Below are 25,797 nucleotides of genomic sequence, written 5' to 3'. Positions count from 1 at the left end.
TCCATGAAGGTCATGTCTCCAGAGCTATCGCCGATCACCCCGCTTCTGGCGCCCCTCGCCACCCTGCCCGGCATTGGCCCCCGTTATGACGGGCTGCTGCGCAAGGTTGCCGGTGGCAACAGGGTCATGGACCTTCTTTTCACCCTGCCCAGCAGCTACGTCGACCGACGCACGATCATGACCCTGCGTGAGGCCCGCGAGCAGCTGATGCCCGGCGCGACACTGACCGCCCGGCTGCGTGTGCTCGACATCGTCCAGCCCAGCCGCGCCCGCCAGCCCTTTCGCATCCGTGCGACCGATGACACCGATGAGGTGGAGATTCTGTTCTTTCATCAGGCATTCGTCCGCTCCGTTGCACCGGGTGACGAACTCGCCGTCTCGGGCAAGCTTGAGCGCTACGGTCTGTCGCTTACGATGCCGCACCCGGATTACATGGTGAACTGGCTGCGCCATGACACCATCCCCGCCATCGACCCGGTCTGGCCGCTGACCGCTGGCCTGTTTCCATCCGTCATGCGTCGCGCCATGCACAAGGCGCTCGATCTTCTGCCGCCATTGCCGGAGTGGATTCCCACGGAAGTTCTCGCGCGCCATGACTGGCCGCCCTTTCACGAGGCGCTCGAAATTCTGCACCGCCCCAGAGCCGAGCCAGACCGTCACTGGTCGCGCCTGGCCCTGATGGCGCGCGAACGGCTGGCATTCGATGAATGTCTCGCCGATCAGCTTTCCCTTGCGCTCGCGCGTCAGGAAGCGCGTATTCTCCCGGGACGGGCCCTGACAGGTGACGGTACCCTACGCGAGGCCGCTCTGGCCCGGTTCGGCCATGTCATGACCGGCGCGCAGACACGGGCTCTGGCCGAGATTGATGCGGATATGACCGCACCTGTGCCCATGATGCGCCTGCTGCAAGGCGACGTTGGCGCAGGCAAGACGCTCGTCGCGCTGATGGCCATGCTTCGTGCCGTTGAGGCCGGGGCGCAGGCGGCCCTCATGGCCCCAACCGAGATTCTGGCGAGCCAGCATTATGAGACCCTGTCGCGCCTGTCGGGTGTCGCCTGCGTCTATCTGTCCGGCAGCGTGAAGGGTAAGGCGCGCTCAATTGCGCTCAAGGCCATTGCCGATGGCACGGCACGACTCGTCATCGGCACCCATGCCCTGTTTCAGGAGGCCGTGGTGTTTCACGATCTGGGCCTTGCCGTCATCGATGAGCAGCATCGCTTTGGGGTGCAGCAGCGCGCCATGCTGGGGGGAAAGGGTGACCGTACGGATATCCTTGTTATGACGGCCACCCCCATCCCGCGCACGCTGCTTCTCACTCAATGGGGGGATCTCAGCGTAAGCCGCCTGGACGAGAAGCCACCGGGACGCAAACCCATACAGACATCGCTGCATCCTCTCTCAACGCTCGATGACGTCATTGGCGGGATCCGACGGATTGTCGAACGAGGGGCACAGATCTTCTGGGTCTGTCCGCTGGTGGAAGAAAGCGAGGTGCTCGACGTGGCCGCGGCCGAAGCACGATGGGCCGATCTTTCACAACGCCTGACCGCACCGGTCGGACTGGCTCATGGCAGGCAGGAAATCACGCAGAGACAGGCTGAACTCGACCGTTTTCGACTGGGCGAGACGCGGGTGCTGGTGGCAACGACGGTTATCGAGGTGGGTGTCGATATCCCCAATGCCTCCGTCATGGTCATCGAGCATGCCGAGCGGTTCGGGCTTGCCCAGTTGCATCAGCTGCGCGGCCGCGTCGGGCGTGGCGCGGCATCCTCGTTCTGTCTGCTGATCTATGATGATGGCGCAACCGGTGCCACCGGCAAGGAACGCCTCGCCCTGCTGCGGGAAACGGAGGACGGCTTCATTATAGCTGAACGTGATTTCAGATTGCGCGGCGGCGGCGACCTGACCGGCAGCAGACAGTCAGGCCTGCCCCTTTTCAGGTTGACCGAAGGGGTCGATGCAGAGTCACTGCTGAATGAGGCGCATCGGGGAGCCAAGACGATCACATTTAAATTATCTGAACCCGGCAAAACAGCTCCAGAATTACAGAGGCTTCTCAAGATATTTGATCGAGATGATTCGAACAGGATAAATCGAGCCGGATAGTGACGACACTAGTCACCCGTCGAAATACTTGTTTAACGTTTTGAAATGTTACCAAGTCCATTTTGACTATTGAACAATGCCAGACTTGCCCAAATCGTCATTGTATTTCATAACCATCTTTATCCCGTCAAAGAGAGGCGATATGTCACCGATCCATCAGCCCGAACCACACCTCGCGATACTTGAAATCGCGCGCAGGCTGCTGGGCGCATCGTCTGTCTGCATATGTGGTTTCGACAGAGCCGGAGACCTGATCGAGATTGCCAGTGACGGCAGTATCGCCTCGGAAGTCACGGCTGAGTGTGTAAGGGCCGTTTGCAACGCTACGGGCTCGCTCCATCTCAAGAGAACCGATACAATGATCGAGTTGGGTATCGCGCTCGAGAATGATCTGACGCTCCTGGCCCATGTTCCACTTGCGGGATCCGAAAGAGAACTCCGCGAGCTTGCCCCTTATCTGGCGGTCTGTGCAAGAACAATCCTTGCCAATCAGACCCTTCAGACACGTCGCCGCGACCTGCCCGACCGCAGCCTCTGCGCGGCACATATCGGCAGGCTGATCGACATCTTGTCCGCTGAACGCCGCAAGACCAGCTTCTCGGTGCTGGAGATTGATCTTGACCATCTCAATGCGCTTAATCTGCGCTATGGCTGGGAAACATCCAACCGGGTCATTGACGAGAGCATCGAGCGCATCCAGGCTATTTTGCCCGGCCAGGCCTATCTTGCCTATGCAGGAGGCGGCAACATCCTTGTCGTTTCACCACCTGGCCTTTCCCTGGTCACGACACGTACGCTCATCACCAGTATCCGTCAGGCCCTCTCACCGACGATCCTGATTGACCGCGGAGAAGTCCAGCCTTCCTTCTCGATCGGATGGGCCTTGTTCCCGGATGATGGCAGTAATGCTGCCGCCCTGTTGCAGGCAGTAGATGCTGCCATAAGCGACATACGACAGAATGGCGGCGCACATGAAAGACGCGCGACGTCATCAGGCACTGCGGCGCTTCTTGGCACATCGGGCCTCGAACGAGATCTGATGAACGCTGTGGAGCGCGGCGAACTCTCCCTGAACTGGATGCCGATCATTGCTCCCGGCAGCCAGACCGTTGTGGCCCTCGAGGCGCTACTGCGTTGGGAGCGCCCTGGCGTTGGCCAGATCCCACCCGATATTTTCATCCAATGCGCCGAAAACGGCGGCATGATTGAAAAGATCGACCAATGGAGCCTGAAAAAGGCCTGCGAGGCGGCAGTATCCTGGAGCCACCCGCTTCGCGTATGCGTCAATATTTCCCCGACATGGCTTGCACGCCGTCTGCTCTCGGGGATGGTGGAAACGATCCTGCAGGAAACTGGCCTCCCTCCCGAACGTCTGCAGATCGAGCTATCCGAGAAGCGTTCTTTTGGCCCACGTGACATTGCCTATCAGGAGCTCTCCCGCCTCCGGGCACTCGGTGTCCATGTCGCTTTGGACGATTTCGGGGCTGGCTATTCATCGCTCGAAAGGCTGGCAAATTTTCCGGTCGATCAGATCAAGTTCGACCGCTCTTTCATGCTTCGCCTCAACGACGATCGCCGGGTCAATGAGGTGATGGGGCAGACAATCCAGATGGCCCGTCGACTCGGGATTTCATGCTGTGCCAAGGGCGTGGAGACCGAGCGTCAGATGGCCTTTCTAGACTCGTATGGATGTGAGGAAGTCCAGGGTTATCTGCTTGGCATCCCGACGCCAGATTATCTCTGATCCAGGCGCGTTCGGGATGCATGACCCGCAAACGGACTGACAGCGCAGACGTCAGGTATTGAAAAAGCCCATATCGGCGACAGACCGGTACGGGCTTTTTCAATCAGGCAGGCACAACCCGGCAAAAGCCAGAGCGCCTCTGTTGGCTCGGGCTCAGAACTTGACCGAGAGCTTGAGCGATCCATAGTTGAACAGGCCCGCCTTTGCCGTCTTGAACTGGGCAGTCTGCCAGTTCTGGCTGTAGGACAGGCGCACACCGTGCCACATTACGGCGAGGCCAGCATGGATCATGCCAACATCCCAGGTCTTGCTCACATGAGGCGAGTTGTCGCGCAGCGTATTGCCCTGCAATGTCGAGTCATAGGCAACCGCCTGCCCCTCCACACCACCATACAGGTACCATGCGACAGGACGTGTCGCGACAAAGGCATCCGTGCCATCAAGGCCCGGCCCGATCGTCGCATTGCCGAAATCGCTGTCCAGTCCCTGACCGATACGGAATGTTCCGGCTGCATCGGCGTAGGTACGATAGTCACCAGCGGCCCCTGAAATGGCCGGCAGCACATCAGCACTGATTCCATAGAGATTCACAACCGGTAGACGCCAGATACGCCCAGCCTGGATCTGAAAGATCGGCTGGTTCTGGAGCTGGGTATGCCAGCCGAGATTTTTCGTATCACCAATGGCGCCGTGGAAACCGTTCTGCAACTGACGCCCAAGGCCTGCCGGGCCCATCACACCGAACTGGATGCCAGCAACGCTACGCGAAAGGTCGGTGTCGTTGATGAAGTTGACTGTGCCAAGCAGCAGGCTCGAATAGGGACGATCGCCCGAAGCCGGCTGAGCAGTCTGTGTATCGCGCGGGGTGAAGATGAGCTGCTGCACACCAAGGCTTACGCGCTGTACGCCATCACCAAGCAGGAAGCGGTTCACGTCAGCGAAAGGCTTAGGCAGATTATCCGTGCCCGATGTCCAGTTGAAACGCAGCCCCGACGTATAATACTGGTCAGAGGTTCCCTTCAAAGTGGAAACCGCGTCATTCTCGCCCTGGAGTGTCCAGGTGCCATAAGGGTCCTGTTTGGGGGTGGCGTGAGCCGTTGCACCCATCACAGCGAGCCCGAGAACCGAGAGCGATCCAGCCCGGACCTGTCTGGCGCCCGGCCAGCGCGACTTTGAACAGCGCAAATCCATCCCCTTCCGAAATAACAGGCGACCACCATAGCCGATTTCACGTAACAGGAAACAGTGACAGCCGGTAACGCGAAGACTATCCCCTCATAAAAACGCGATATAAAGAAGATCGTGGTAATCAGGCCACGTTTTCTGGTGGCATAACCGGAAAAAACCGTGTTAGGGTCTACCCGAAACCCCTTGTGGACATCGCCCGCTTCGCACCAGCCGGCAGGCCCGTGCACACCGTTTCGACTTACTCCACTGGTGATTCTCAGTATGATGGATCACCGCACAGATCTCGGGATTAGACCGTTGAGAAGCAACCGTACCGACCGCAGCCCACGTTCCCCGCGCCGCGGCGGATTCGACGACGATTTCATGACCCCCTCCTTCGGTGACCGTGGCGGGATGCAAAATCGTCGTCCCCCTTCGGGCGGCCCACAGGTTCTGGCGTCAGGCCCGGAAGTGGGCGCCAGTGTTAAATGGTTCAATAGCGAGAAGGGCTTCGGCTTTGTTGAGCTCGCTGATGGATCAGGCGACGTTTTCCTCCATGCAAATGCCCTCTCCACGGCTGGCCACACGAGCGTCAACCCGGGCACGACGCTGAACGTCCGCATCGGCCAGGGCCCGAAAGGCCGTCAGGTCGCTGAGGTGCTCAACGTCGACACCAGCACGGCAGAAGCACCGCGCCCGCGCGCTGCTTTCAACCCCGCTGGCCCGCGTCCGGCTTTCGGTGGCGGTCGTCCTGCTCGCCCGGCTCCCGACCTGTCACACGCTCAGGATCTGCGCGGTATCGTGAAGTGGTACAACGCCACGAAGGGCTTCGGCTTCATCACGCCGGAAAACGGTGGCAAGGACATCTTCATCCACGCCTCGGCTCTCGAGCGCTCGGGCCTTTCCGGCCTCAATGAGGGCCAGGCAGTCGATGTGAAGGTTGTGCAGGGCCAGAAGGGTCCGGAAGCAGCCGATATCAACATCGCCTGAGTGATCATCTGATCCAGAAAAAACCCGGCCTTGTGCCGGGTTTTTTTTGGCCTTGAGAGATGGAAATTCGTGGCAGATATCCCGGCGCTCGCCTCGAGCCTCCCCTAGAACCACATAATGGGCTTTATAGCTGCACTCAATATTGTCGGCTGAGTGTATCGACAAACAAAAAAGGGCTGCCTGGATGCAGCCCTTTCCCTGATTTCCTGTCTATGCCCACCATCCGGGCATGCCTGAGCCACATCGCGTCAGCAAGGGCTAGCCCGCAAGGAACTTATTCAGTAATCCTTGCCCTTGCTTCGAAGCAAACGGGCCTTGTCACGCTGCCAGTCCCGCTCGGCAATAGCGTGGCGCTTGTCCTCTTTCTTACGCCCCTGACCGAGGCCAAGTGTCAGCTTGGCACGTCCACGGGCATTGAAATGAACGTCCAGCGGAACGAGCGAAGCCCCTGCCCGCGAGACGGCACCAAGCAAATGGGCAACCTGCTTCTTGTGCAAGAGCAGCTTGCGCGGTGCGCGCGTGTCAAAACGGGAGAGCACCCCGCCCTGATATTCAGGGATATAGGAATTGAACAGCCAGATCTCGCCGTCCCGCTCTCCGGCATAGGCTTCGTTGATCGCTGCGCGACCCATACGAAGGCTCTTCACCTCTGGTCCCTTGAGAACGAGACCCGCCTCGACGGTTTCGAGGATTGTATAATTGAACCGGCCTTTTCTGTTCTGCGCAGCAATGCCGTGCGAGATCAGACCGGATTTCTTTTTTTCAGCCACAATTTATCCTGACAGGCCGGTTTTTTCCAAAGCCGCGTCAATCACAGCGCGGGAGGCCGCGCTGGGTTCACACAGGGGCAAACGTACGGTCGGGGTGCATAGCCCCAAACGTGACGCTGCGTATTTTACTGGCCCCGGATTGCTCTCGCAGAACATCGCGTCGTGAAGGGGGGTCAGACGCTGCTGGATCTGCATCGCCTTTGCCACGTCACCCGCCTGCCATGCTTGGTGCATATCCGCACAGAGTCGGGGTGCGATATTGGCTGTGACGCTGATGCAGCCCGTACCACCCGCGGCAAGGAAGGAAACCGTCGTGCCGTCATCACCCGTCAGCTGGGTAAATGGCGCATCGCCAAGCAGCGCTCGGAGCTGAAGCGGACGCGACAGATTGGCCGTCGCATCCTTTGTCCCGACAATATTCGGGTGCTGCGCCAAGCGCGCCATCGTCTCCGGCAGAACTTCGACCACGGAGCGACCAGGCACATTATAGACATAGAGCGGCAGATCGGTCGCATCGGCAACCAGCATGAAATGCTGGTACAGGCCTTCCTGGGTCGGCTTGTTGTAATAGGGTGCCACCACGAGCAGGGCGTCAGCACCGACGGCCTTCGCATGGCGTGCCATGCCGATCGCCTCATGCGTGCTGTTCGACCCCGCACCGGCCATGACCGGCACGCGCCCCCCCGACACCTTGACGGTATGGGCGACAACAAGCGCATGCTCATCATGGGTCAGAGTCGGGCTCTCGCCCGTTGTGCCGGCGGGGATAAGTCCCGCCGTCCCTTCATCAATCTGCCAGTCGATAAAGCGACCGAGAGCCGCAAGATCAACCGTGCCATCTTCACGAAACGGGGTCAGCAGCGCGGTCAGAGACCCTTTGAAATCCTTGTTCCGTGCCATGCCTGTTCACCTGCCCCGTTTTTAGAACCTGCTGCTAAATAGAACTCCTGCCGCCCCTGTCAAATGGATATCGCGTGGAAGCCCTGCCCCTGTGCGCTACCCCGGATAACGGGAGGGACTCGCGGGATAAACGCCAAGTATGGCAATTTTCTCGCTGCATCCCCGCAATACCGCCAAAGCCCTGCCCAACGCCTCCTGCTCGGGATGCCCTTCCACATCCAGCAGAAAGCCTGTCGCCGTCAGTGTGCCGGGGCTCATATAGCTTTCGAGACGCGTCATGTTGACACCATTTGCGGCGAACCCACCCAGAGCCTCATAAAGCGCACCAGCCCGGTTGAGCACACGAAACACAAGCGTCGTGATCACGCGTTCATCCTGCGGCGAGGGCCAGGCAGCCTGTCGCGCCACCAGATAGAACCGCGTCGTGTTATGCGCAGCGTCCTCGACATTGGCCCGTAAGACCTCAAGGCCGTTGAGTTCGGCAGCCAGTGATGACGCGATGGCGGCGTCCTCGCGGGACTGCCATTTGACGACCATCTCTGCCGCCCCCGCCGTATCGAAGGCCGAGCAGGCCTCGACACCAAGCTCACGGATCAGGTTCCTGATCTGCCCCAGCGCCACCGGGTGGGTATGAACCCGCTTCACTTCCTCGATCCTGGTGCCGGGCAAGGCAATCAGGCAGTGTTCCACGCGCTGGAAATGCTCGCCAATGATCGGCAGACCGGCTTCGGGCAAAAGTGCATGAATCTCGGGAACACGGCCCGCGAGCGAATTTTCGCAAGCCAGCATGCCAAGCGTTGCCCGTCCCTCGCGCACGGCATCGATCGCCGCCTGAAAGCTGGGGCATGGCAGGGTTTTCCAGCCCGGTCGCGCCGTGCGGCAGGCAAGATCGGAATAAGCGCCGGGACGCCCCTGAAAAGCAATTATGTGGGTCATGCTGAAAGCACCTTACGTATGCGCACAAGATCCTCGGGCGTATCGACCCCGAGCGGTGCCTCGGCAATAGAAGCGCAGCCAATGCTCATACCCGCCTCAAGCGCCCGCAATTGCTCAAGCGACTCACGGCGCTCGAGAGGCGAAGGCGCCAGCCCCACGAACCGCGCCAGCGCCTCACGCCGCCAGGCATAGACCCCGACATGATGCCAGAGCGGGCCGTCACCCCAGGGGATCGGCTGCCGGGAGAAATAAAGCGCACGCGCTACGCTTGCACCCGGCGCGAAAGCGCAGGCAGCCTTGACGACGGAGGCCCGTCGCGCCTCTTCCTCTGTCTCCACCGGTGCAACCAGCGTACCAATATCGAAACCTTCAGCCACCGGGTGCAAGGCGGCGGACAGGCTGTGCGGCGCAATCAGAGGCAGATCACCCTGCAGATTGATCACCACATCATGACGCCCCTCCGGATCATGGCTTTGCAGGGCAGCATGAACGCGGTCAGACCCGCTGGGCAGGGCCGGATCGGTCAGGACGCCTGCCACATCATGGCCAGACAGGGCATCGAGAATGGCCTGATCGCCAGAGGCAACAAGCACAGGGCCAAGGCCTGATGCGAGCGCCCGTAACGCCACCTGTAGGATCATGGGCTTGCCGTCGATCTCTGCCAGCGGCTTGTTTGGCAAGCGCGTCGAGGCGAGACGCGATGGAATGACGATGATGGGATTCATGGGAATGAGGCAGGCTTTCCGCTTGTCTTGTGAGGGGCCGCAGCGCGAGGCCAGACATGCCGCACCCCCCATGACGCGTCAATCTTTCCTTGCAGGCTGCGCGTTTTCATTGCGTCAGCCCGTACCGATTCATCGCCATCATGGCTGAAAATTCTGTTTTTCGGTCCGATACTGTCGTTCGGGCCCCATGTGCCCTTGCGATCGGGGCCACACTGCCGGATATGCCTTCTGATTGCACGACGCTGCCCCGCCCGCCCGGGGCTGATTTACGGATTGTGAGTTACAGCCATGACGCTTCCGCCCGATCTCGATGCCTGCCTGCAAACAGCACGGCTCTGTGCCGATCGTGCGGGTCGGGCGGTCACACCCCATTTCCGCGCTGGTCTGGATGTGGATGACAAGAGCGATGAATCTCCCGTCACACGCGCAGATCGCGAGGCAGAATCTGCCATGCGCGATCTCATCAGGCAGGCCCATCCCGACCATGCCATTCTAGGCGAGGAGTATGGGTTTTCCGGTGATGAGGGGGATTACATATGGGTGCTGGACCCCATTGATGGCACGCGCGCCTTCATCACCGGCAGGCCGAGTTTTGCGACACTCATTGCCCTGTTCCACAAGGGCACGCCTGTGCTGGGTGTGATCGATCAGCCCTTCACCCGTGAGCGCTGGATTGGCGTTGCCGGGCGCGAAACCCTCTTTGAATCCGCTACGCTTCCCGGCATTGCAGGCACCCGGAATTGCCCGACGCTTGGTGCGGCCGAACTGTCCTGCACCTCGCCCGATATGCTCATCGCCCCTTATGACCAGCGTTTCGCACAGCTCAAGAGAGCCACACGGCGCACAAGCTGGGGTGGCGATGCCTATGGTTATGGCCTGCTGGCACTCGGGCAGATTGACCTGATTGCGGAATGTACCATGAAACCGTGGGACTGGGCTGCTCTGGTTCCCGTTGTGAACGGCGCAGGCGGCATTGTGACGGACTGGCAGGGCGCGCCCCTCACGCTTGAGAGCGACGGCACCGTTCTGGCCTGTGGTGACAGGGCTCTTCTGCCCGAGGTCATCGCGAGCCTTCGCCCTTCCCCCTGAACCACGTATGAGCTAGCACCGCGTTTCGGATTTGCGCTGCTGACAGGAGCCGACATGGAAGCCTCGTTTTCTCTCCCCAAAGACCGCATTCGCATCCTTCTGCTCGAAGGTATTCATGAAAGCGCTGCCCAGCATCTCGCCGCGCAGGGCTACAAGCAGGTAACGTGCCTCAAGACCGCGCTCGAGGGCGAGGCCCTGGCAGAAGCGCTCAAGGGTGTGCATATGGTGGGCATCCGCTCACGGACACAGCTCACTGCCCCCGTGATCGAGGCGGCCGACCGCCTCATGGCAATCGGCTGCTTCTGCATTGGCACCAACCAGGTCGATCTCAACGCGGCACGCATGGCAGGTATTCCGGTTTTCAACGCTCCTTTCAGCAACACGCGCTCTGTAGCCGAACTCGTCATGGGCGAGATCGTCATGCTGCTGCGTCGTATCCCCTCACGCTCCGAGCAATGCCACGCAGGCGGCTGGGACAAATCGGCTGTGAACGCGTGGGAAGTGCGCGGCAAGACGCTCGGCATCGTGGGCTACGGCTCAATCGGCTCGCAGCTTTCAGTGCTGGCAGAGGCTTTTGGCCTGCGCGTGATTTATTACGATACGGTGGACAAGCTTCCGCATGGCAATGCCACACCGGTTGCCACGCTCAATGAGCTTCTCGCCCAGTCGGATATCGTGAGCCTGCATGTTCCGCAGACGGAGCAGACGAAGGACATGATTGGCGAGGCTGAAATCCGCGCCATGAAGCCCAATTCCATCCTGCTCAACAATGCGCGCGGCACTGTGGTCGATATCGATGCCCTCGCTGCTGCGCTGCGTGACGGGCACCTCATGGGTGCCGGTGTGGACGTATTTCCCAAGGAGCCGAAAGGCGCAGGCGAGAGCTTCGTCTCACCCCTTCAGGGACTGCCCAACGTCATTCTCACACCGCATATTGGTGGCTCGACCATGGAAGCACAGGAGCGTATCGGCGTGGAAGTCGCCAAGCGCTTCGTGGAATATTCCGATGTCGGCTCGACGCTGGGCGCTGTCAATTTTCCTCCGGTGCAGTTGCCCGAACGTCCGCGTGGCACGCGCTTCATGCATGTGCATGAAAACCGCCCCGGCATCATGCGCCAGATCAACGAGATCTTCTCCAGCGAAGACTGCAACATCGTTGCGCAATACCTGCAGACCGATGGCGAGGTCGGGTATGTTGTGGTCGAAACCGATGCGAGCCCCGACTCGGAACTCGATAACCGCCTGCTCAACAGCCTTCGCGAGCTCAAAGGCACGATGCGCGCACGCCTGATCTATCAGCGTTGAAGTAATTTGATGAATTATTAACACTGCACTAATAATGATCAGGAACAGATTCACCTGTTCCTGATCATTCGTTGGTGCCGGTGACCGCTTCATCCTCCTCCATTGCCCGTATCCAGAGTTTTGCCTTTGCGGGCATCGATGCCATCCCGGTCACGGTCGAAATCCAGATCGCCTCTGGCCTGCCCGCCTTCATCATCGTTGGCCTGCCCGACAAGACAGTCGGTGAAGCACGCGAGCGCGTCCGCGCTGCCCTGGCAGCACTCGGTCTCGCCCTGCCTCCCAAGCGTATCCTGATCAATCTGGTCCCGGCCGATCTGCCCAAGGAAGGCTCGCATTTCGACCTGCCGATTGCTCTGGCCATCATGACGGCCATGGGTATTCTGTCGCATGAGGCCTTGGCGGCTTACAGCGCCATTGGCGAACTTTCGCTTGACGGTCGCCTGCAGGCGACAGGCGGTGTGCTTTCTGCCGCACTCGAGACAGTCCGGCATCAGCTTGGCCTGATCTGCCCCCGCCCCCAGGCACAGGAGGCACGATGGGCGAGCGACACGCTCGATATCCTTGCCCCCGATACGTTGCGCGCCCTCCTGTCGCACTTCAACGGCGAGCATGTATTGCCCTCCCCCGAACTCGAACCTGTGGCGCGCTCAGCGCCGCTGAACGATCTTGCTTTGGTCAAAGGCATGGACATAGGGCGACGCGCCCTCGAGATCGCAGCCTGCGGGGCCCATTCCCTGCTGATGTCAGGGCCGCCGGGTGCTGGCAAATCCATGCTTGCGCAGTGCCTGCCCTCAATCCTTCCCGATCTGACGCATGAGCAGATACTTGAATGCAGCCGGATTCACAGTCTGGGCGGTCAGGCCAGCGGGAGTACCCTGATTACCCAACCGCCTTTCAGGGCGCCGCATCACTCGACCACCCTGCCCGCGCTTGTTGGCGGGGGCTCACGATCCCGCCCGGGCGAAGTCAGCCTTGCCCATAATGGCGTTCTTTTTCTCGACGAACTGCCGGAGTTTTCACGAAGCTGCCTCGAATCCCTGCGCCAGCCTCTGGAAACGGGCGCGATCACTGTGGCACGGGCCAGACAGACGGTGCTCTATCCCTCGCGTTTTCAGTTCATCGCGGCCATGAATCCCTGTCGATGCGGCTATCTGGGCGATGCTGAGCGCGCCTGCCGAAAGGCCCCTCAATGCGGCGAGGAGTATCTCTCCCGCCTGTCCGGCCCCATGCTCGACCGGATCGATCTTTCCCTGTTCGTCACCCCGGTCTCGCCGCTCGACATGATTACTGCACCGGCAGGCGAGAACAGTGCCGCCGTGCGAGCCCGCGTCGTGAAGGCACGACATTTTCAGATTGCGCGCCAAGGGGTCCCCAACGCGCAGGTGGCAGCTCAGGATATCGTTTTGACGCCGGACGCACGCCATCTTGTGAGTCAGGCGGGTACCAGGCTTCGCCTTTCAGCGCGCGGGCTCACGCGCCTGCTGCGCGTAGCGCGCAGTATTGCCGATCTCGACCACGTACCAGATGTCGGCGCCCCGCATCTGCGCGAGGCGCTCGGTTTCAGAATGCGCTAGAGCCGCGCCTCACCCCGCCAGTGAAGCGCGGAGCACTTCGAGCCCCCCTTCAAGATCCGCAATGAGGTCGTTGGGGTCTTCAAGCCCGATATGCAGCCTGAAGCTTGGCCCCTCAGGCATGGCATTGGGCAGCGAGCGACGCACCCCCCCCGTGGTTGGCAAAACGAGGCTTTCATACCCACCCCAGGACGCGCCGATGCCGAACAGGGCCAGCGCATCAATCATGTCCCGCATGGCCGCGACAGACAGATCGGCGCGCAGCTCCACACCGAAAAGCGAACTTGCCCCCTCAAAATCGCGCAGCCAGAATTCATGGCCGGGACATTCCTCGAACGCCGGATGCAGCACACGCGCCACTTCCGGTCGGCCACGCAGCCATTGCGCCACCAGCAAAGCCGAGGCCGATTGGCGCTCAAGCCGCACCGCCATCGTGCGGAGCCCGCGCAAGGTCAGCCAGCATTCATCCGGTCCGGCCAGCTGGCCAATCTGAATGGCGGAATCGCGCAGTGTCTTCCAGAGCGCGCCATCTGCCACCGTGATCGCGCCGGCAATCACATCGGAATGTCCGGCGGGATACTTTGTCAGCGCCTGGATGGAGACATCCACCCCGTGGCGGAAAGGCTGGAAAATGCCGACTCCCCAGGTATTGTCGAGCATAAGCAGCGCACCACGCTCATGGGCCACACGCGCCAGCATGGGAACGTCCTGCACCTCGAATGTGTGGCTGCCCGGACTCTCGGCAAACACGACCCGCGTATTCTCTCGCATCAGCCCGATCAGGGTCTCTTCATCCGCAAGGGGCGCATAATAGGTCGTCTCGATCCCCATACGCGCCAGCATGGTGCCGGCAAAACGGCGTGTGGGCCCATAGACCGAGTCGGGCAGCAGCAGGTGATCACCAGAACTCAGGAAAGCGAGCAGAGGCAGGGTGCAGGCCGCCAGCCCCGAGGAAACGACCTGCGTATGGGTCCCTCCCTCAATCAGCGCGAGCAGCTTTTCGAGCTCATGCTGAACGGGTGAGCCCATCGCCCCATAGATCAGTTCATGCTCATGGCTGCGCAGCCCCTGTTCCCGCATCGCATCCAGCGAGGGGAAAAGGACGGTCGAGCCCCTCGTCACCGGCGCATTGACATAGGCCCCCTCAGGCGGGGTGGGCTCCGGTCGCCCTCCCTGTACCAGCAGGGAGGACAGACGCTTCCAGCCGGAAGTGACCTGCTTGGCGGTGTTTTCCACTCTCTCGTTTCTCCTGTCAGGCCTCGATGGGGGTCGCAGGATCGCTTCCCCACTCGGCCCATGACCCATCATAAAGCTGCCCCGGCGCCAGCCCGGCCACACGCAAGGCCATGGTCAGCGTTGCGGCGGTCAGACCCGACCCGCAACTGGTAATGACCCGACGCGAGCCTATGGCACAGCCAGCGAAACGCTCGACCAGCGCCTGGGGCTGCAGAAAGCAGCCTTGGGGGTTCAGCACCTCGGTGAAGGGCAGATTCACCGCGCCCCTCATATGCCCACCGCGCATATTGGGCCGTGGCTCGGCGGCTTGGGCATGAAACCGCGCTGCACTGCGTGCATCGAGAATCACGCGGTCAGGATCATCCAGCGCATCGAGCATATCGCCCTTGCCTGCCAGGAGCGCATAGCGGGTGCGCGGCCGATAAGGCTGCTCGCAGGGTGCGGCCGGGGCCGGCGCAGCGTCGGGCGTAAGACCGAGGGCCTCAAGCGCTGCCAGGCCACCATCAAGAACATGCACAGGGTCGTGCCCGAACAATGAGGCCATCCAGTGCGCCCGACAGGCGCCAATACTCCCCTTGCGGTCATAGAACACCAGTCCCGTATCAGAGCCTATGCCCAGTGCCATCATGGCCTGCGCAAATGTGGCCGCACCGGGCACGGTGTGAGGGAGTGGGTCCGAGCGATCACATATGTCGTTGATACGGAAACGATTTGCCCCGGGAAGCGCTAATTTGTGGAAATCTGCTTCCGGGTCACCGTCCTGCCCGGGGAGGAGAGTGGAGGCATCGAGATAGCGATACCGGCCGGGAGGAAGCGACATAAGGGTCTGTGCATCGATCAGGGGGAATATCGTCATGGATGGCACGCTCCGGCACATGATGGATCAGGCATGGCCCGGCCTGAAGGGGATCGCAAAAACGGATCAGGAACCGCACGATAGCAGCCGGAATGACCCTGTGGTCAACTGGCGGCAGCCGCAGCCGGGGGAGATTAGGTGACAACTGAACGCATCATGCTGGGAATGCTCCTCTTGGGGGTCGCTTATGGTTGCGGCGTGGTGCTGTGGCCCTTCCTTTCCGCCATCCTGTGGGGCGCGATTCTGACCTTCACGACATGGCCCCTGTTCAAGCGCCTGCGCCGTCACATGCGCCCGCCTCTCGCCGCGGTCGTCATGATGGTCGGCAGCGCCATTGCCATTGTCATGCCGCTCGCGCTGCTCACCTCAACCGGCATTGCGGATCTCCCGCTGATCATCGGCGGTATCAACACCGAAATCGAAGCCCTCGGTCGCACGCATCCGGCGCCGGACTGGCTGGCCACGATACCCGGCATCGGCCCACAACTCACCAATGCGTATCAGCACTGGAGCCATGATGTCCGCGGCCTAGGCGAGGCCCTCCACCCATACGCCGGACAGATCGCCCGTTACACCCTCAAGGCCCTGATGCAGATGGCGAGCGGCCTGGCTGAGCTGGTCATGGCGCTCTTCATCGCCCTGTTTTTCTGGATCAGTGGTGATTCGCTGGGGCGTGTCATCACGGCTGTCCTGACCCGCATTACCGGCACCTATGCCGATCGTCTGATCACCATCATAGGCAGCGTGATACGGGGTACGGTCTACGGCATTCTAGGTACTGCCATCGTTCAGGGTGTGCTCACCTCCATCGGCCTGTTCATTTCAGGCGTACCTGCCCCGGTGTTACTCGGCGGTGTCGCGGCCTTCGTAGCAGTCTTTCCTGTCGGTGCCCCGCTGGTATGGGCGCCCGCCGCCATCTGGCTGGCCCTTCATCATCACCTCGGCTGGGGCCTGTTTCTCGCGGGTTACGGCATCGTGTTCATCTCGGGGGCCGATCACATCATCAGGCCCGCTTTCATCGCCAGAGGGGCGCAGCTTCCCTATCTGCTGACCGTACTGGGGGTGCTGGGCGGCGTCGTCACATTGGGCGGATTGGGTATTTTTCTGGGTCCGGTCCTGCTGGGCGTCGGCTATACTCTGACCACTGAGTTCGCGCGTGGCGCCTATCAGACAGAAAAGAAAATGCTTCAATGAACCCGTCTTTGACCCACGACGCCCTGCCTGCCCATTTAGCTGATCGTACTGTCCCCGGTATCGGCCAGAATTTTACCATCCTGAGCTGGAACCTGCTTCGCGCCGTGGGGGCACCGCTCGATGAGGTCGTCGAGCTAGCCCGCACCTTCCAGCCTGATATCTTCCTGATGCAGGAAGCCGTGAGCAGTTTCGACAGGCTGCCCACCATACTGGGCGGACATTATGCGCGAATTCCACTGCCAGACCGCATCCACGGCACAGCGTGCTGGAGCCGCTTCCCCTTCGCTCGATCGCCAGTCTCCTGCGCCCTGCCCTCGGGGTTGATGGTCAAGCGCACGGCGCAGCTCATCGATTTCGGGTCGTTCTCGATCGCAAACGTGCATCTGTCTCACGGGCAGATCCTGAATCGTCGTCAGCTTCGTCGTATCGCACCGATCCTTCGCCATCATGCGCTCGTCATGGGCGACTTCAATCTTGTCGGTCCGACCTTGCTCCCCGGTTTTCGCGATGTTGGCCCGAGGGCACCCACGCATCGCATGGCCGACATGCTGCCGATACGGATCGACCGCTGCCTCGTGCGTGGCATGACACCCCTCAATGCCGGTGTTCTGCCCAATCGCAGTTCGGACCATCACCCTATCACGGTAACGCTGCGGCTGGATGCGCCCGACAGGCACCGCGCCTTCTTTCAGCGACTGGCAGATCGCCGGCAGGTCAAGGCGCTCACAGATAGGGCATGAACAGCCTGACGGCAGCATTACGCGTCTTGCGCCAGGCGCTCAGGCTGTCGAGCGCATGATGCGTAAGCCGCCCCGCCTTATGCCGTTCCATGAAACTATTGAGCGACTGCGCCACTGACGCACTGTAGATTTCGAGATTGATCTCGAAATTCAGACGCAGGCTGCGCGCATCGATATTGCTGCTGCCGACAAAAGACCATTCTTCGTCAATGACAAGCAGCTTGGCGTGATTGAAAGGCGGCCTGTTCATCCAGACATGGCACCCTGCCTTCAGGAACGGTGCGAGACTGGCATCGCGGGCATAATCGATCAGCCTATGATTGCTGCGACGTGGCAGGATGATATCGATCTGCACACCACGCAGGGCGGCGAGGCAGAGCTCCGACACCAGACGCTCATTGGGCAGAAAATACGGCGTCATCAGGCGAACCGAGCGGCGTGACAGGGCGATCGCCTGCAACATGGAGAATTCGATCTTCTCGAGATCGTTATCCGGCCCCGACGTCACGATACGCATTGGGATATCACCGGCCCGGTCAAGCTCGGGAAACCAGATCTTTCCGTCAAGCTCTTCACCGCAGGTGAAGGACCAGTCACGCGCGAAGGCTTCGGTCAGTTGATGAACAATCGGCCCCTGAAGCCGGAAATGCGTGTCCGCCACCGGATGCTTGATGCGCAGGCGCCGCAGGTTCTCTTCACCGATATTCAGCCCGCCCATAAACCCGGTACGCCCATCGATAACCAGAATCTTGCGATGATTGCGCAGATTGATGAACGGCATCTTCCATGGAAGAAGCGAGTGCATGAACCGCTCACAAGGGATGCCACGCGTGCGCAAGGCCTTGTGAATACCGCTGCGGAAATACCCGCCCCCGATACCGTCAACAAGTACACGCACCGCAACACCCCGCGCCTGCGCTGCCGCCAGGGCATCCACAAACTGCTCTCCAATCCTGTCCGCCCTGAAGATGTAGGAACACAGCAGAATCGAGACCTGTGCCGAGGCAATGTCCTGCAGCATGCGCGGATAGATGTTGTCGCCATCATGGAGGCAATCGACGGAATTGCCGCCCAGCAGGGGCCGCTCGGTCAGCTTGCCGATCATCCGCGCGAGGGGGGCAAAATCCCCCTCCATACGGTGGCGCGTATGAAAGGCCGGGCCCCGCCCTCGCCAGTGATGGTCACTCACCAGACGTCGCGCCAGACGCCTGACACGATTGATACCGAACATCAGATAGAGCAGCGCACCGAAAATCGGCATAAGCCAGCTCACACCGATCCAGCCGGCACAGGCTGCCGTGTTCTGTTTCGTCCGCAGAACATGCAGAGTGACTGCAACAGAAAGACCGAGCCGAAGCAGGATCAGGAAGACGTCAAGGAGGGTAATGGGCCAGCTCATTTCTCATAACGTTAGCGTATTCGTCCGGAATTCAAAGAGAGACATCTTGCAACCGGAAAAATCATCGTAAAATATGAGAGAATGATCGCAAGTCGGATCCGGCCGGACTCGGTGTGCAGGGCTTGATGTCTGCCGCAGGGAGTATTGCTGATACGCTCGGACAATCGTGCAGCGCTTTCACGGACCCTCTCCCTGCCGGGTCAGGATACCGGCTGGACAAGGGTCTGAGGCAAGTCCATTGCAGCCCTCTGCGCATGGGACAGAAACGCCCTGTGGCATTGAACCGGCACTGCGGGGGCTGCAGGGAGCAACCGGCGGTCAGGCAAGTCAGGCTTACACAATCGATGGCCCTCCCGTGAAAGGGCGTCACCATGAAGCGTTTTCAGGCAGAGGAGAGAAAGGATGGTTATGTCAGCTCATCGTCCCCAGCTCTTCTACACGACAGAACCGTCGCCCTGCCCGTATCTCCCCGGCAGGACAGAGCGCAAGGTCATGACCGAGCTGACCGGCAGTGATGTCGACCAGCTTCACGATCGCCTGTCCCGCGCCGGTTTCAGGCGCAGCCACGGCATTGTCTATGCCCCTGTCTGCCATGGTTGCCAGTCCTGTATCCCGATCCGGCTTCCTGTCGCGGAATTCGTGCCGGATCGCACCATGCGCCGGGTGCGCCGGGACCACGCCGATCTTGTTGTGACTGAGCGCCCCATTGTCGCAACCGAGGAACAATATGCCCTGTTCCGGGCCTATCAGGCGCATCGTCATGGCGATGGTGATATGGCCCTCATGGGGCTCGATGATTATCAGTCGATGGTCGAGACCAGCCCGGTCGAAACCAGCCTGTTCGAGTTCCGCTCACGCGATGGTCGTCTGGTCTGCGTGTCTCTTGTCGATATGCTCTCTGACGGTCTCTCTGCAGTCTATACATTCTATGACCCGGCAGAGACCCATCGCTCCTACGGTACGGCATCCATTCTATGGCTGATTGCCGAGACGGCCCGACGCAACAAGCCCTATCTCTATCTCGGCTACTGGGTACCAGGCAGCACGAAGATGGGCTATAAATCACGCTTCAATCCGGCGGAAATTCTTCGCAACGGGCACTGGCACCGACTGGCGGGCGCGCCCTCTGCGGTTTCCCCCACAACGGCAGTCGCGGTATCGAGCCCGAAAGCCGACACCCCTCCCGCCGGGGCCGCCTGAGAACTCAGCTTCTGGTCACGGGCTTGCGGGTCATCCATTGCGGGGCAGCCTTGCCCTGATCCGCTCGTTTGCCGACGATCGACGCGAGATCGGCGTCACTGCGCGGCTTTTGCCCCTCATGCCAGACCAGACCTGTTTCCGAGGCAAAGACCCGCAGATCGACAAGGCGCTGACCCGGCGGGAGTTTCTGGATCGTGACACCCATGCCCTTTGTCATTTCGGGCAGGGCATCGAGAGCAAAGGACAGCGCCTTGCGGTTGCTGCCCATGGTGATGATCTGATCACCAGTGACAGCCGCGCAGAACCCGGCGCGGTCACCGTCACGCAGCGTCAGGACCTGTTTGCCCGTCCGTTTTTCAGCGGCCATATCGGCGTCACGCACAATCATGCCGCGTCCGCTTTCGCTGGCCAGAACGTGACGGCCGGACTCATCGATCACGAAGAAAGAGACGATATCCTCATCCTGAGGCAGATCGACCAGAACGCGAATGGGCTGCCCAAAGCCACGCCCACGCGGCAGGTCAGCCGCCTTGAGCGTGAAGGCCCGACCGCCACTCACCAGGATACAGAGGCGATCGGTGCTCTGACACTCGAGCGACAGCCCGAACGCGTCACCTTCCTTGAACTTATGGCTCTCTGGGTCGATCCCATGTCCCTTCACGGCCCTCACCCAGCCTTCACGTGAAAGAAGCACGGTCAGGGGCTCACGATCGACCTGTATGGCGGCACTCAAATCGATCGGTGCGGGCGGTGCCGCAATCTGGGTGCGTCGGGTGCCAAGAGCGCCCTCGCCAAAGCTGGCGGCTGTCGCGTCGAGTTCCTTGCCGATACGGGTCCAGCGTTTGCGCTCACTACCCAGCAATCCTTCGAGCCTGGATTTCTCCTTGAGAAGCGCATCACGCTCCTTGCGTATCTCGATCTCCTCAAGACGACGCAGCGAGCGCAGGCGCATATTCAGCACATATTCGGCCTGCAGATCCGTCAGGCTGAACACACGCATCAATTCGGGCTTCGGCTCGTCGCTTTCACGGATGATGCGGATAACTTCATCAAGGTTGAGATAAACGGCCAGAAACCCTTCGAGGATTTCCAGACGGCGCTCAACTGCGTTCAGACGATGCTGAGAACGGCGAACGAGAACGATCTCGCGATGGTCCAGCCATGACTGGATGACTTCACGCAGTCCCATCACCCGCGGCACGCGATTGGCGTCCAGCACGTTCATGTTCAGGCTGAAACGGCTCTCCAGCGGCGTGACACGAAAGAGCGTTTCCATCAGCACTTCCGGCTCGATCCCCTTGGTCTTGGGTTCGAGGACAAGGCGGATATCGGTCGTGCTTTCATCGCGTATATCGGCAAGGAGCGGCAGCTTCTTCTGCTCCATCAACTCCGCGATCTGCTCGATCAGGCGCGATTTCTGCACCTGATAGGGAATCTCGGTTACGATCACGGTCCAGGTACCAAAACGTCCCTGTTCGACTTCCCATCGCGCGCGGGTACGGAAACTGCCGCGTCCGGTCTCGTAAGCCGTGACCATGCTGGCAGGGTCCTCAATCAGCACGCCACCTGTAGGGAAGTCAGGTCCCGGCATGAACTGCATCAGCGCCTCGACAGGCGCCTGCGGGTTCTCGATCAGATGACGTGCGGCGCGACAGATCTCGGCGGCGTTATGCGGGGGAATACTGGTGGCCATGCCAACCGCAATCCCGGCAGCGCCATTGGCCAGCAGGTTCGGAAAAGCGCCGGGCAGGACCACGGGCTCGGCATCCTCATTGTCATAGGTCGGACGGAAATCGACCGCGTCATCCTCGATGCCTTCCAGCAGGGCCTTGGCCACAGCGGTCAGCCGGGACTCCGTGTAACGCATGGCGGCTGCGTTATCGCCGTCAATGGAACCGAAATTGCCCTGGCCTTCGACAAGCGGATAACGCACCGCGAAGTCCTGGGCGAGGCGGACCAGCGCCTCGTACACGGCGGCATCGCCATGGGGATGGAACTTACCGATCACGTCACCCACGACACGGGCACATTTCTTGAAACCCGCCGTCGGGTCCAGCTTGAGCTGCTGCATGGCGTAGAGGATGCGCCTATGCACAGGCTTCATACCATCGCGCACATCGGGCAACGAACGCGCCATGATGGTAGACATGGCATAGGCAATGTAGCGCTCGCTCAGCGCGTCTGCGAGTTTGGTATCCTCGATATGTCCTGCCAGATCCTGACTCATGCCACGCCCTTTCGTTTCAGGGCAGATAAGGCGGCGCGGCGCGGCCTGTCCAGTGCAAATACCCCGTTTTTGTTCCCGGTCCCTCTTGGCACGCTTCAGCGGATGGCCACCCCTGCGTCATCGGCCCAGAGAAAGGCCTAGGCGCGATCAGGTCCGATAAATATGGCTGTCAAGGCAGATGAATTACAACTTTATGTGTCAGGCACCGTTCATCGCTCTCCTCATCTCGTGAAAGACAGCGATAATGACCCTGACAGTTCTCTGGCTGACAGCCCTGATCATGTTTGCCGGTGGAACGGCGCTGCTGCTGCTTGGCAAACGTCGTACCGAAACCGAAGGGGTTATGAGCCTTGCCCACGGTATCGTCCCCATCATCGCAGGTTGTTTGTATGTCGCCATGGCGACTGGCCAGGGCGCAGTGTTCCTGCCGACGGACGCCACACTCGCAGGCGCCGCCAGCACGACCCGTATCTTCTGGTTTGGCCGCTATATCGACTGGGTGTTTACGACCCCGCTTCTGCTTGTCGGTCTCGGGTTTCTTGGCATGTTCCGTGGCCGCAAGCGAGCCGATCTGCTGCTTGGTGCCGTCACAGCCGATGTGATCATGGTCATCACTGCCTTTGCCTTCAGTGCCTCGGAAAACGTGTTGAGCCGCTGGATCTGGTTCGTACTTTCCTGCGTGGCGTTTCTCGGTGTGTATTATGTCATCTGGGTCTCACAGCTTCAGGCCAACCGCCTCGAACGGCCCGAAGTCCAGGCGGCCTATATCCGCAGCGCCACCATCCTTTCGGTGCTCTGGATGGTGTACCCGATCATTCTCGCTCTCTCGCCTGACGGGTTTGGCATCGTTCCGGACTCGGCAAGCGTGCTCATTATCGCCATCACGGATGTTCTGGCGAAGGTCGGGTTTGGCTTCCTCAGCCTGTCCGATGACCGTAAACTGACCACGGTCTGATGATGTCTGGCCCGGCATGACATTCATGACATTGACCGGGCCACGCGATTTCTTCGCCCCGCTCTATTGGGGCGGCGCGGGAATTTGCGCCGCTGCCGCGATCCTCACCGATAATGTGCTGATCAGTCTCGCCACCATCATCATCTTTGGTCTCCCACATGGTGCGCTTGATGGAGAGATGGCACGACAAGCGCTGCGGCCCCGTCTCGGGTATCTCTGGTTTCCTGTTTTTGCGCTGCCTTATCTCGCGCTCGTCGGGCTCGTGCTCATCACCTGGCATATCAAGCCGTTGATCACGCTCAATCTGTTTCTGGCTCTGTCCGTCTGGCATTTTGGCGGTGAGATGCGCGACAATGGTTCGTCGCTGCTTGCCGGGTTTGTCCTTGGGGGGGCACCATTGATCCTCCCCTGCGTATTCCAGCCAGAAGCCACGGCAGCGCTGCTGAGTGCCATGGCGCCGCCTGTTCATCTCATCATGCCACCATTATGGCTGATCGTTCCGTTTCCCGTCTGGGCCCTCTGCGTCAGCGCGTGGTTAGGCGTCAGTCCTCCCGCGACACGCATGAGGCGCTTATGGTCGCTGTTCGGGCTGATTGTCCCGTTCGCGTTGTTGCCGCCGCTGCAAGCGTTCATGATCTATTTTGTGGCCCAGCACGCGCCGGCGCATATCGAATCGCTCATAGCTGACTGTCGCTGGTGCCGTCTCAGTTCAGCGGGTCACGCATTCTATCGCAGCCTGCCGCTCACATTTGCCTCGCTAGGCATCGGGGCCGTCATGGTGCCGTTCTACGCAGGGCCGCTGGCACCGCGAATGATCGCTGTCACGTTCCAGCTTCTGGCCGCTCTGACGCTGCCCCACATGATATTCGATTATCTGATTGGAAGGGCCCCGGCGCTTCGCGAAGCACGAACATCTATGCCGAAGGCTTTTCCTGCACGGTCTCACGCGCATCCGCCAGCGCCCTGACACGCATTTCCAGACGCTCACGCGCACCGGGGACTGGTTTGTGCTGGGAGCCGAAAAGATGGCGCGAGAGGAAATGTCCCGTCAATGCCAGCCCCTCAGCCCAGAGGGCGGGATCATCGCCGTCATCCTCAACCCCTTGCGGGGTCAGATAATGAGGCAGTGGCAGGAGACGATCGACCCACTGCCCGGCAGAATCGCGGCTTACAGCGCGTCCTGTTCGCGGAGAGACAAAGGCGAGATCAGTCGTCGCGCCTGAAATGGCACAACAATCGAGCGTGAGCCCATAACCCAGCGTCGCCAGCAACGCGGTTTCCCAGCGCACATAATCCACCACCGGGGCGGGATCGGACAGCACACAGAAGGCCGCGAGATCGCGCACGGTCTGAAGAAAGAAATCGGGATGAGGCTCGCGGTCCGGCAAGGCAGCATCGGCCAGTTCGGCCGCTGACTGAACCAGAGCGAGTTGCAGAGGGCGGTCCAGTAGCCTGACGGCTGTTTCCTGAACCATTTCACCGCTCAGATGCCCGAGCTGATCGGACAGGCGGGAGGCATAACGGGCGAGTATCAGATTACCCGGCTGCCAGAGCGCGGCCTGACGTCGTGACGAGCCGCCACGCACCAGACCGGCAATGCGTCCATGCTCTTCCGTGAAGAGATGGACCACAGCTCCGCCCTCGCCGTAGCGCCGGGCGGAGAGGACGATTGCAGCACATTCGAAATTCATGCGCTGCAACCAATCCCGTGATCGTTTGACCGATCAGGCGCCAGCGGCAGCGGCCACTTCGGCAGCAAAGTCGCTGGTTTCCTTCTCGATGCCTTCGCCGAGCTGGAAGCGCTCGAAAGCGATCAGCTTGGCGCCGGCCTTCTCGACAACCTTGGACACGCGGGTCTCGCCGTCATGCACCCAGACCTGCTCCAGAAGAACCACTTCTTCGTAGAACTTGCGGATACGGCCTTCGATCATCTTCTCGATGATGGCTTCCGGCTTGCCGGACTCACGTGCCTGCTCGATCAGAACCTGGCGCTCACGCTCCAGAGCTTCCGGATCGACGCTGGCAACTTCCAGAGCAGCCGGACGCGTTGCGGCAACATGCATGCCGATCTGGCGGCCCAGTGTCAGCAGGGCTTCGGATTCCGACGGGGCTTCAACAGCAGCGAGAACGCCGATCTTGCCAACGCCCGGACGCAGCGCGCCGTGCACGTAGGAAGCAACGATGCCCGAAGGAACGGTCAGAACCTTGGCGCGACGCAGCGACATGTTCTCGCCGATCGTGGCGATCAGGTGGGTCAGTTCTTCGGCAACCGTGCGGCCCGTGGGCAGCTTGGCCTGCGACAGGGTGTCGAGATCGTCACCGGCATCAAGTGCAGCATGAGCCACGGACTCGACGAATGCCTGGAAGGCTTCGTTACGGCCCACGAAATCGGTCTCGGCATTGACTTCGACCATGGCGGCCTTGTTCTTGCCCGAAGCGACGGCCACGAGGCCTTCAGCCGTGGTGCGGCCCGACTTCTTGGCAGCCTGCGACAGACCCTTGGCGCGCAGCCAGTCAATGGCGGCATCCATGTCGCCAGCAGCTTCCGTAAGAGCCTTCTTGCAGTCCATCATGCCGGCGCCAGTCTTCTCGCGCAGGTCACGAACGAGGGCAGCAGTGATTTCCGCCATGTTCAAAACTCCTCTTGAGCATTGTCCCGTCAGACCCGATCGGCTGACCGGATGACA

General features: G+C 60.7%; 22 protein-coding genes. 11 read left to right on the top strand and 11 right to left on the bottom strand.

What is annotated here, in order from left to right; translation table 11 throughout:
• Positions 1–3: 3 nt before the first annotated feature.
• Both recG and ED655_RS06595 read left to right on the top strand, forming a co-directional pair.
• Positions 4–2,106 (top strand): ATP-dependent DNA helicase RecG, encoded by a 2,103-nt coding sequence (gene recG / locus ED655_RS06600; RefSeq protein ID WP_122049470.1) that lies wholly within the window; start codon positions 4–6, stop codon positions 2,104–2,106.
• Between the two features lie 142 nt (positions 2,107–2,248).
• Positions 2,249–3,850: a GGDEF domain-containing phosphodiesterase gene (locus ED655_RS06595; RefSeq protein ID WP_162993416.1), complete on the top strand. Its 1,602-nt coding sequence runs from the start codon at positions 2,249–2,251 to the stop codon at positions 3,848–3,850.
• Between the two features lie 153 nt (positions 3,851–4,003).
• On the opposite strand, the gene ED655_RS06590 is transcribed toward ED655_RS06595, so the two are convergent.
• Entirely contained in the window at positions 4,004–4,957 is a 954-nt protein-coding gene (locus tag ED655_RS06590) for a lipid A deacylase LpxR family protein (RefSeq protein ID WP_240993551.1), read from the bottom strand.
• A gap of 378 nt (positions 4,958–5,335) precedes the next feature.
• On the opposite strand from ED655_RS06590, the gene ED655_RS15975 reads away from it, so the two are divergent.
• The gene (locus ED655_RS15975; RefSeq protein WP_277302605.1) at positions 5,336–6,007 is read left to right on the top strand and encodes a cold-shock protein; all 672 of its coding nucleotides are present in this window, start codon (positions 5,336–5,338) and stop codon (positions 6,005–6,007) included.
• A 278-nt stretch (positions 6,008–6,285) separates the two neighbouring features.
• Here ED655_RS15975 and smpB read toward each other — a convergent pair whose 3' ends face one another.
• From smpB to ED655_RS06565, 4 genes are all read right to left on the bottom strand, one after another.
• Positions 6,286–6,780, bottom strand: a complete 495-nt coding sequence (smpB, locus tag ED655_RS06580) for an SsrA-binding protein SmpB (protein ID WP_062164382.1) — start codon at positions 6,778–6,780, stop codon at positions 6,286–6,288.
• Positions 6,781–7,677, bottom strand: a complete 897-nt coding sequence (dapA, locus tag ED655_RS06575; protein WP_122049467.1) for a 4-hydroxy-tetrahydrodipicolinate synthase — start codon at positions 7,675–7,677, stop codon at positions 6,781–6,783.
• Positions 7,678–7,773: 96 nt separating this feature from the next.
• The gene (locus ED655_RS06570) at positions 7,774–8,613 is read right to left on the bottom strand and encodes a prephenate dehydratase (protein WP_122049466.1); all 840 of its coding nucleotides are present in this window, start codon (positions 8,611–8,613) and stop codon (positions 7,774–7,776) included.
• Positions 8,610–9,338, bottom strand: a complete 729-nt coding sequence (locus ED655_RS06565) for a 3-deoxy-manno-octulosonate cytidylyltransferase (protein ID WP_122049465.1) — start codon at positions 9,336–9,338, stop codon at positions 8,610–8,612. Before ED655_RS06565 ends, ED655_RS06570 begins: the two co-directional genes overlap by 4 nt.
• A gap of 288 nt (positions 9,339–9,626) precedes the next feature.
• On the opposite strand from ED655_RS06565, the gene ED655_RS06560 reads away from it, so the two are divergent.
• The 3 genes from ED655_RS06560 (at position 9,627) to ED655_RS06550 (ending at position 13,306) form a co-directional block, all read left to right on the top strand.
• Positions 9,627–10,427, top strand: coding sequence for an inositol monophosphatase family protein (locus tag ED655_RS06560; RefSeq protein WP_122049464.1), 801 nt, complete (start codon positions 9,627–9,629; stop codon positions 10,425–10,427).
• 54 nt (positions 10,428–10,481) lie between these two features.
• A complete protein-coding gene (gene serA / locus ED655_RS06555; protein WP_122049463.1) occupies positions 10,482–11,732 on the top strand; it encodes a phosphoglycerate dehydrogenase in 1,251 nt (416 codons plus the stop codon).
• Positions 11,733–11,803: 71 nt separating this feature from the next.
• The gene (locus ED655_RS06550; RefSeq protein ID WP_408735652.1) at positions 11,804–13,306 is read left to right on the top strand and encodes a YifB family Mg chelatase-like AAA ATPase; all 1,503 of its coding nucleotides are present in this window, start codon (positions 11,804–11,806) and stop codon (positions 13,304–13,306) included.
• A 9-nt stretch (positions 13,307–13,315) separates the two neighbouring features.
• Here ED655_RS06550 and metC read toward each other — a convergent pair whose 3' ends face one another.
• Both metC and ED655_RS06540 read right to left on the bottom strand, forming a co-directional pair.
• Positions 13,316–14,539 carry a cystathionine beta-lyase gene (metC, locus tag ED655_RS06545; protein ID WP_240993536.1) on the bottom strand — a complete coding sequence of 408 codons (1,224 nt, stop codon included), beginning with the start codon at positions 14,537–14,539 and terminating at the stop codon, positions 13,316–13,318.
• Positions 14,540–14,555: 16 nt separating this feature from the next.
• On the bottom strand, positions 14,556–15,395 hold the full coding sequence (locus ED655_RS06540; protein WP_122049462.1) for a sulfurtransferase: 840 nt from the start codon (positions 15,393–15,395) through the stop codon (positions 14,556–14,558).
• Positions 15,396–15,551: 156 nt separating this feature from the next.
• Here ED655_RS06540 and ED655_RS06535 point away from each other — a divergent pair, with 156 nt between their 5' ends.
• The gene (locus ED655_RS06535; protein ID WP_346773212.1) at positions 15,552–16,589 is read left to right on the top strand and encodes an AI-2E family transporter; all 1,038 of its coding nucleotides are present in this window, start codon (positions 15,552–15,554) and stop codon (positions 16,587–16,589) included.
• Positions 16,590–16,597: 8 nt separating this feature from the next.
• Positions 16,598–17,329, top strand: coding sequence for an endonuclease/exonuclease/phosphatase family protein (locus ED655_RS06530; RefSeq protein WP_240993535.1), 732 nt, complete (start codon positions 16,598–16,600; stop codon positions 17,327–17,329).
• Here the strand turns inward: ED655_RS06530 and cls are convergent.
• The gene (gene cls, locus ED655_RS06525) at positions 17,313–18,728 is read right to left on the bottom strand and encodes a cardiolipin synthase (RefSeq protein WP_122049459.1); all 1,416 of its coding nucleotides are present in this window, start codon (positions 18,726–18,728) and stop codon (positions 17,313–17,315) included. The two genes, ED655_RS06530 and cls, sit on opposite strands and share 17 nt — an antisense overlap.
• 402 nt (positions 18,729–19,130) lie before the next feature.
• On the opposite strand from cls, the gene ED655_RS06520 reads away from it, so the two are divergent.
• Positions 19,131–19,928, top strand: coding sequence for an arginyltransferase (locus ED655_RS06520; protein WP_240993534.1), 798 nt, complete (start codon positions 19,131–19,133; stop codon positions 19,926–19,928).
• A gap of 4 nt (positions 19,929–19,932) precedes the next feature.
• Here the strand turns inward: ED655_RS06520 and parC are convergent, their stop codons facing one another.
• Positions 19,933–22,155 carry a DNA topoisomerase IV subunit A gene (parC, locus tag ED655_RS06515; RefSeq protein ID WP_122049457.1) on the bottom strand — a complete coding sequence of 741 codons (2,223 nt, stop codon included), beginning with the start codon at positions 22,153–22,155 and terminating at the stop codon, positions 19,933–19,935.
• A 244-nt stretch (positions 22,156–22,399) separates the two neighbouring features.
• On the opposite strand from parC, the gene ED655_RS06510 reads away from it, so the two are divergent.
• Together ED655_RS06510 and ED655_RS06505 are read left to right on the top strand one after the other, a co-directional pair.
• Complete coding sequence (locus tag ED655_RS06510) at positions 22,400–23,110, top strand: bacteriorhodopsin (RefSeq protein WP_122049456.1); 711 nt, start codon at positions 22,400–22,402, stop codon at positions 23,108–23,110.
• A gap of 16 nt (positions 23,111–23,126) precedes the next feature.
• On the top strand, positions 23,127–24,077 hold the full coding sequence (locus ED655_RS06505; protein ID WP_122049455.1) for a Brp/Blh family beta-carotene 15,15'-dioxygenase: 951 nt from the start codon (positions 23,127–23,129) through the stop codon (positions 24,075–24,077).
• Here the strand turns inward: ED655_RS06505 and recO are convergent.
• The gene (gene recO, locus ED655_RS06500; protein ID WP_122049454.1) at positions 24,025–24,801 is read right to left on the bottom strand and encodes a DNA repair protein RecO; all 777 of its coding nucleotides are present in this window, start codon (positions 24,799–24,801) and stop codon (positions 24,025–24,027) included. The two genes, ED655_RS06505 and recO, sit on opposite strands and share 53 nt — an antisense overlap.
• A 33-nt stretch (positions 24,802–24,834) precedes the next feature.
• Complete coding sequence (tsf, locus tag ED655_RS06495) at positions 24,835–25,740, bottom strand: translation elongation factor Ts (protein WP_023977481.1); 906 nt, start codon at positions 25,738–25,740, stop codon at positions 24,835–24,837.
• Positions 25,741–25,797: the final 57 nt, after the last annotated feature.

Origin of the sequence: Asaia bogorensis, assembly GCF_900465345.1 — a bacterium.
In the GTDB taxonomy this organism is placed as follows: domain Bacteria; phylum Pseudomonadota; class Alphaproteobacteria; order Acetobacterales; family Acetobacteraceae; genus Asaia; species Asaia bogorensis_A.
This window is presented reverse-complemented; position numbering and strand designations above follow the sequence as displayed.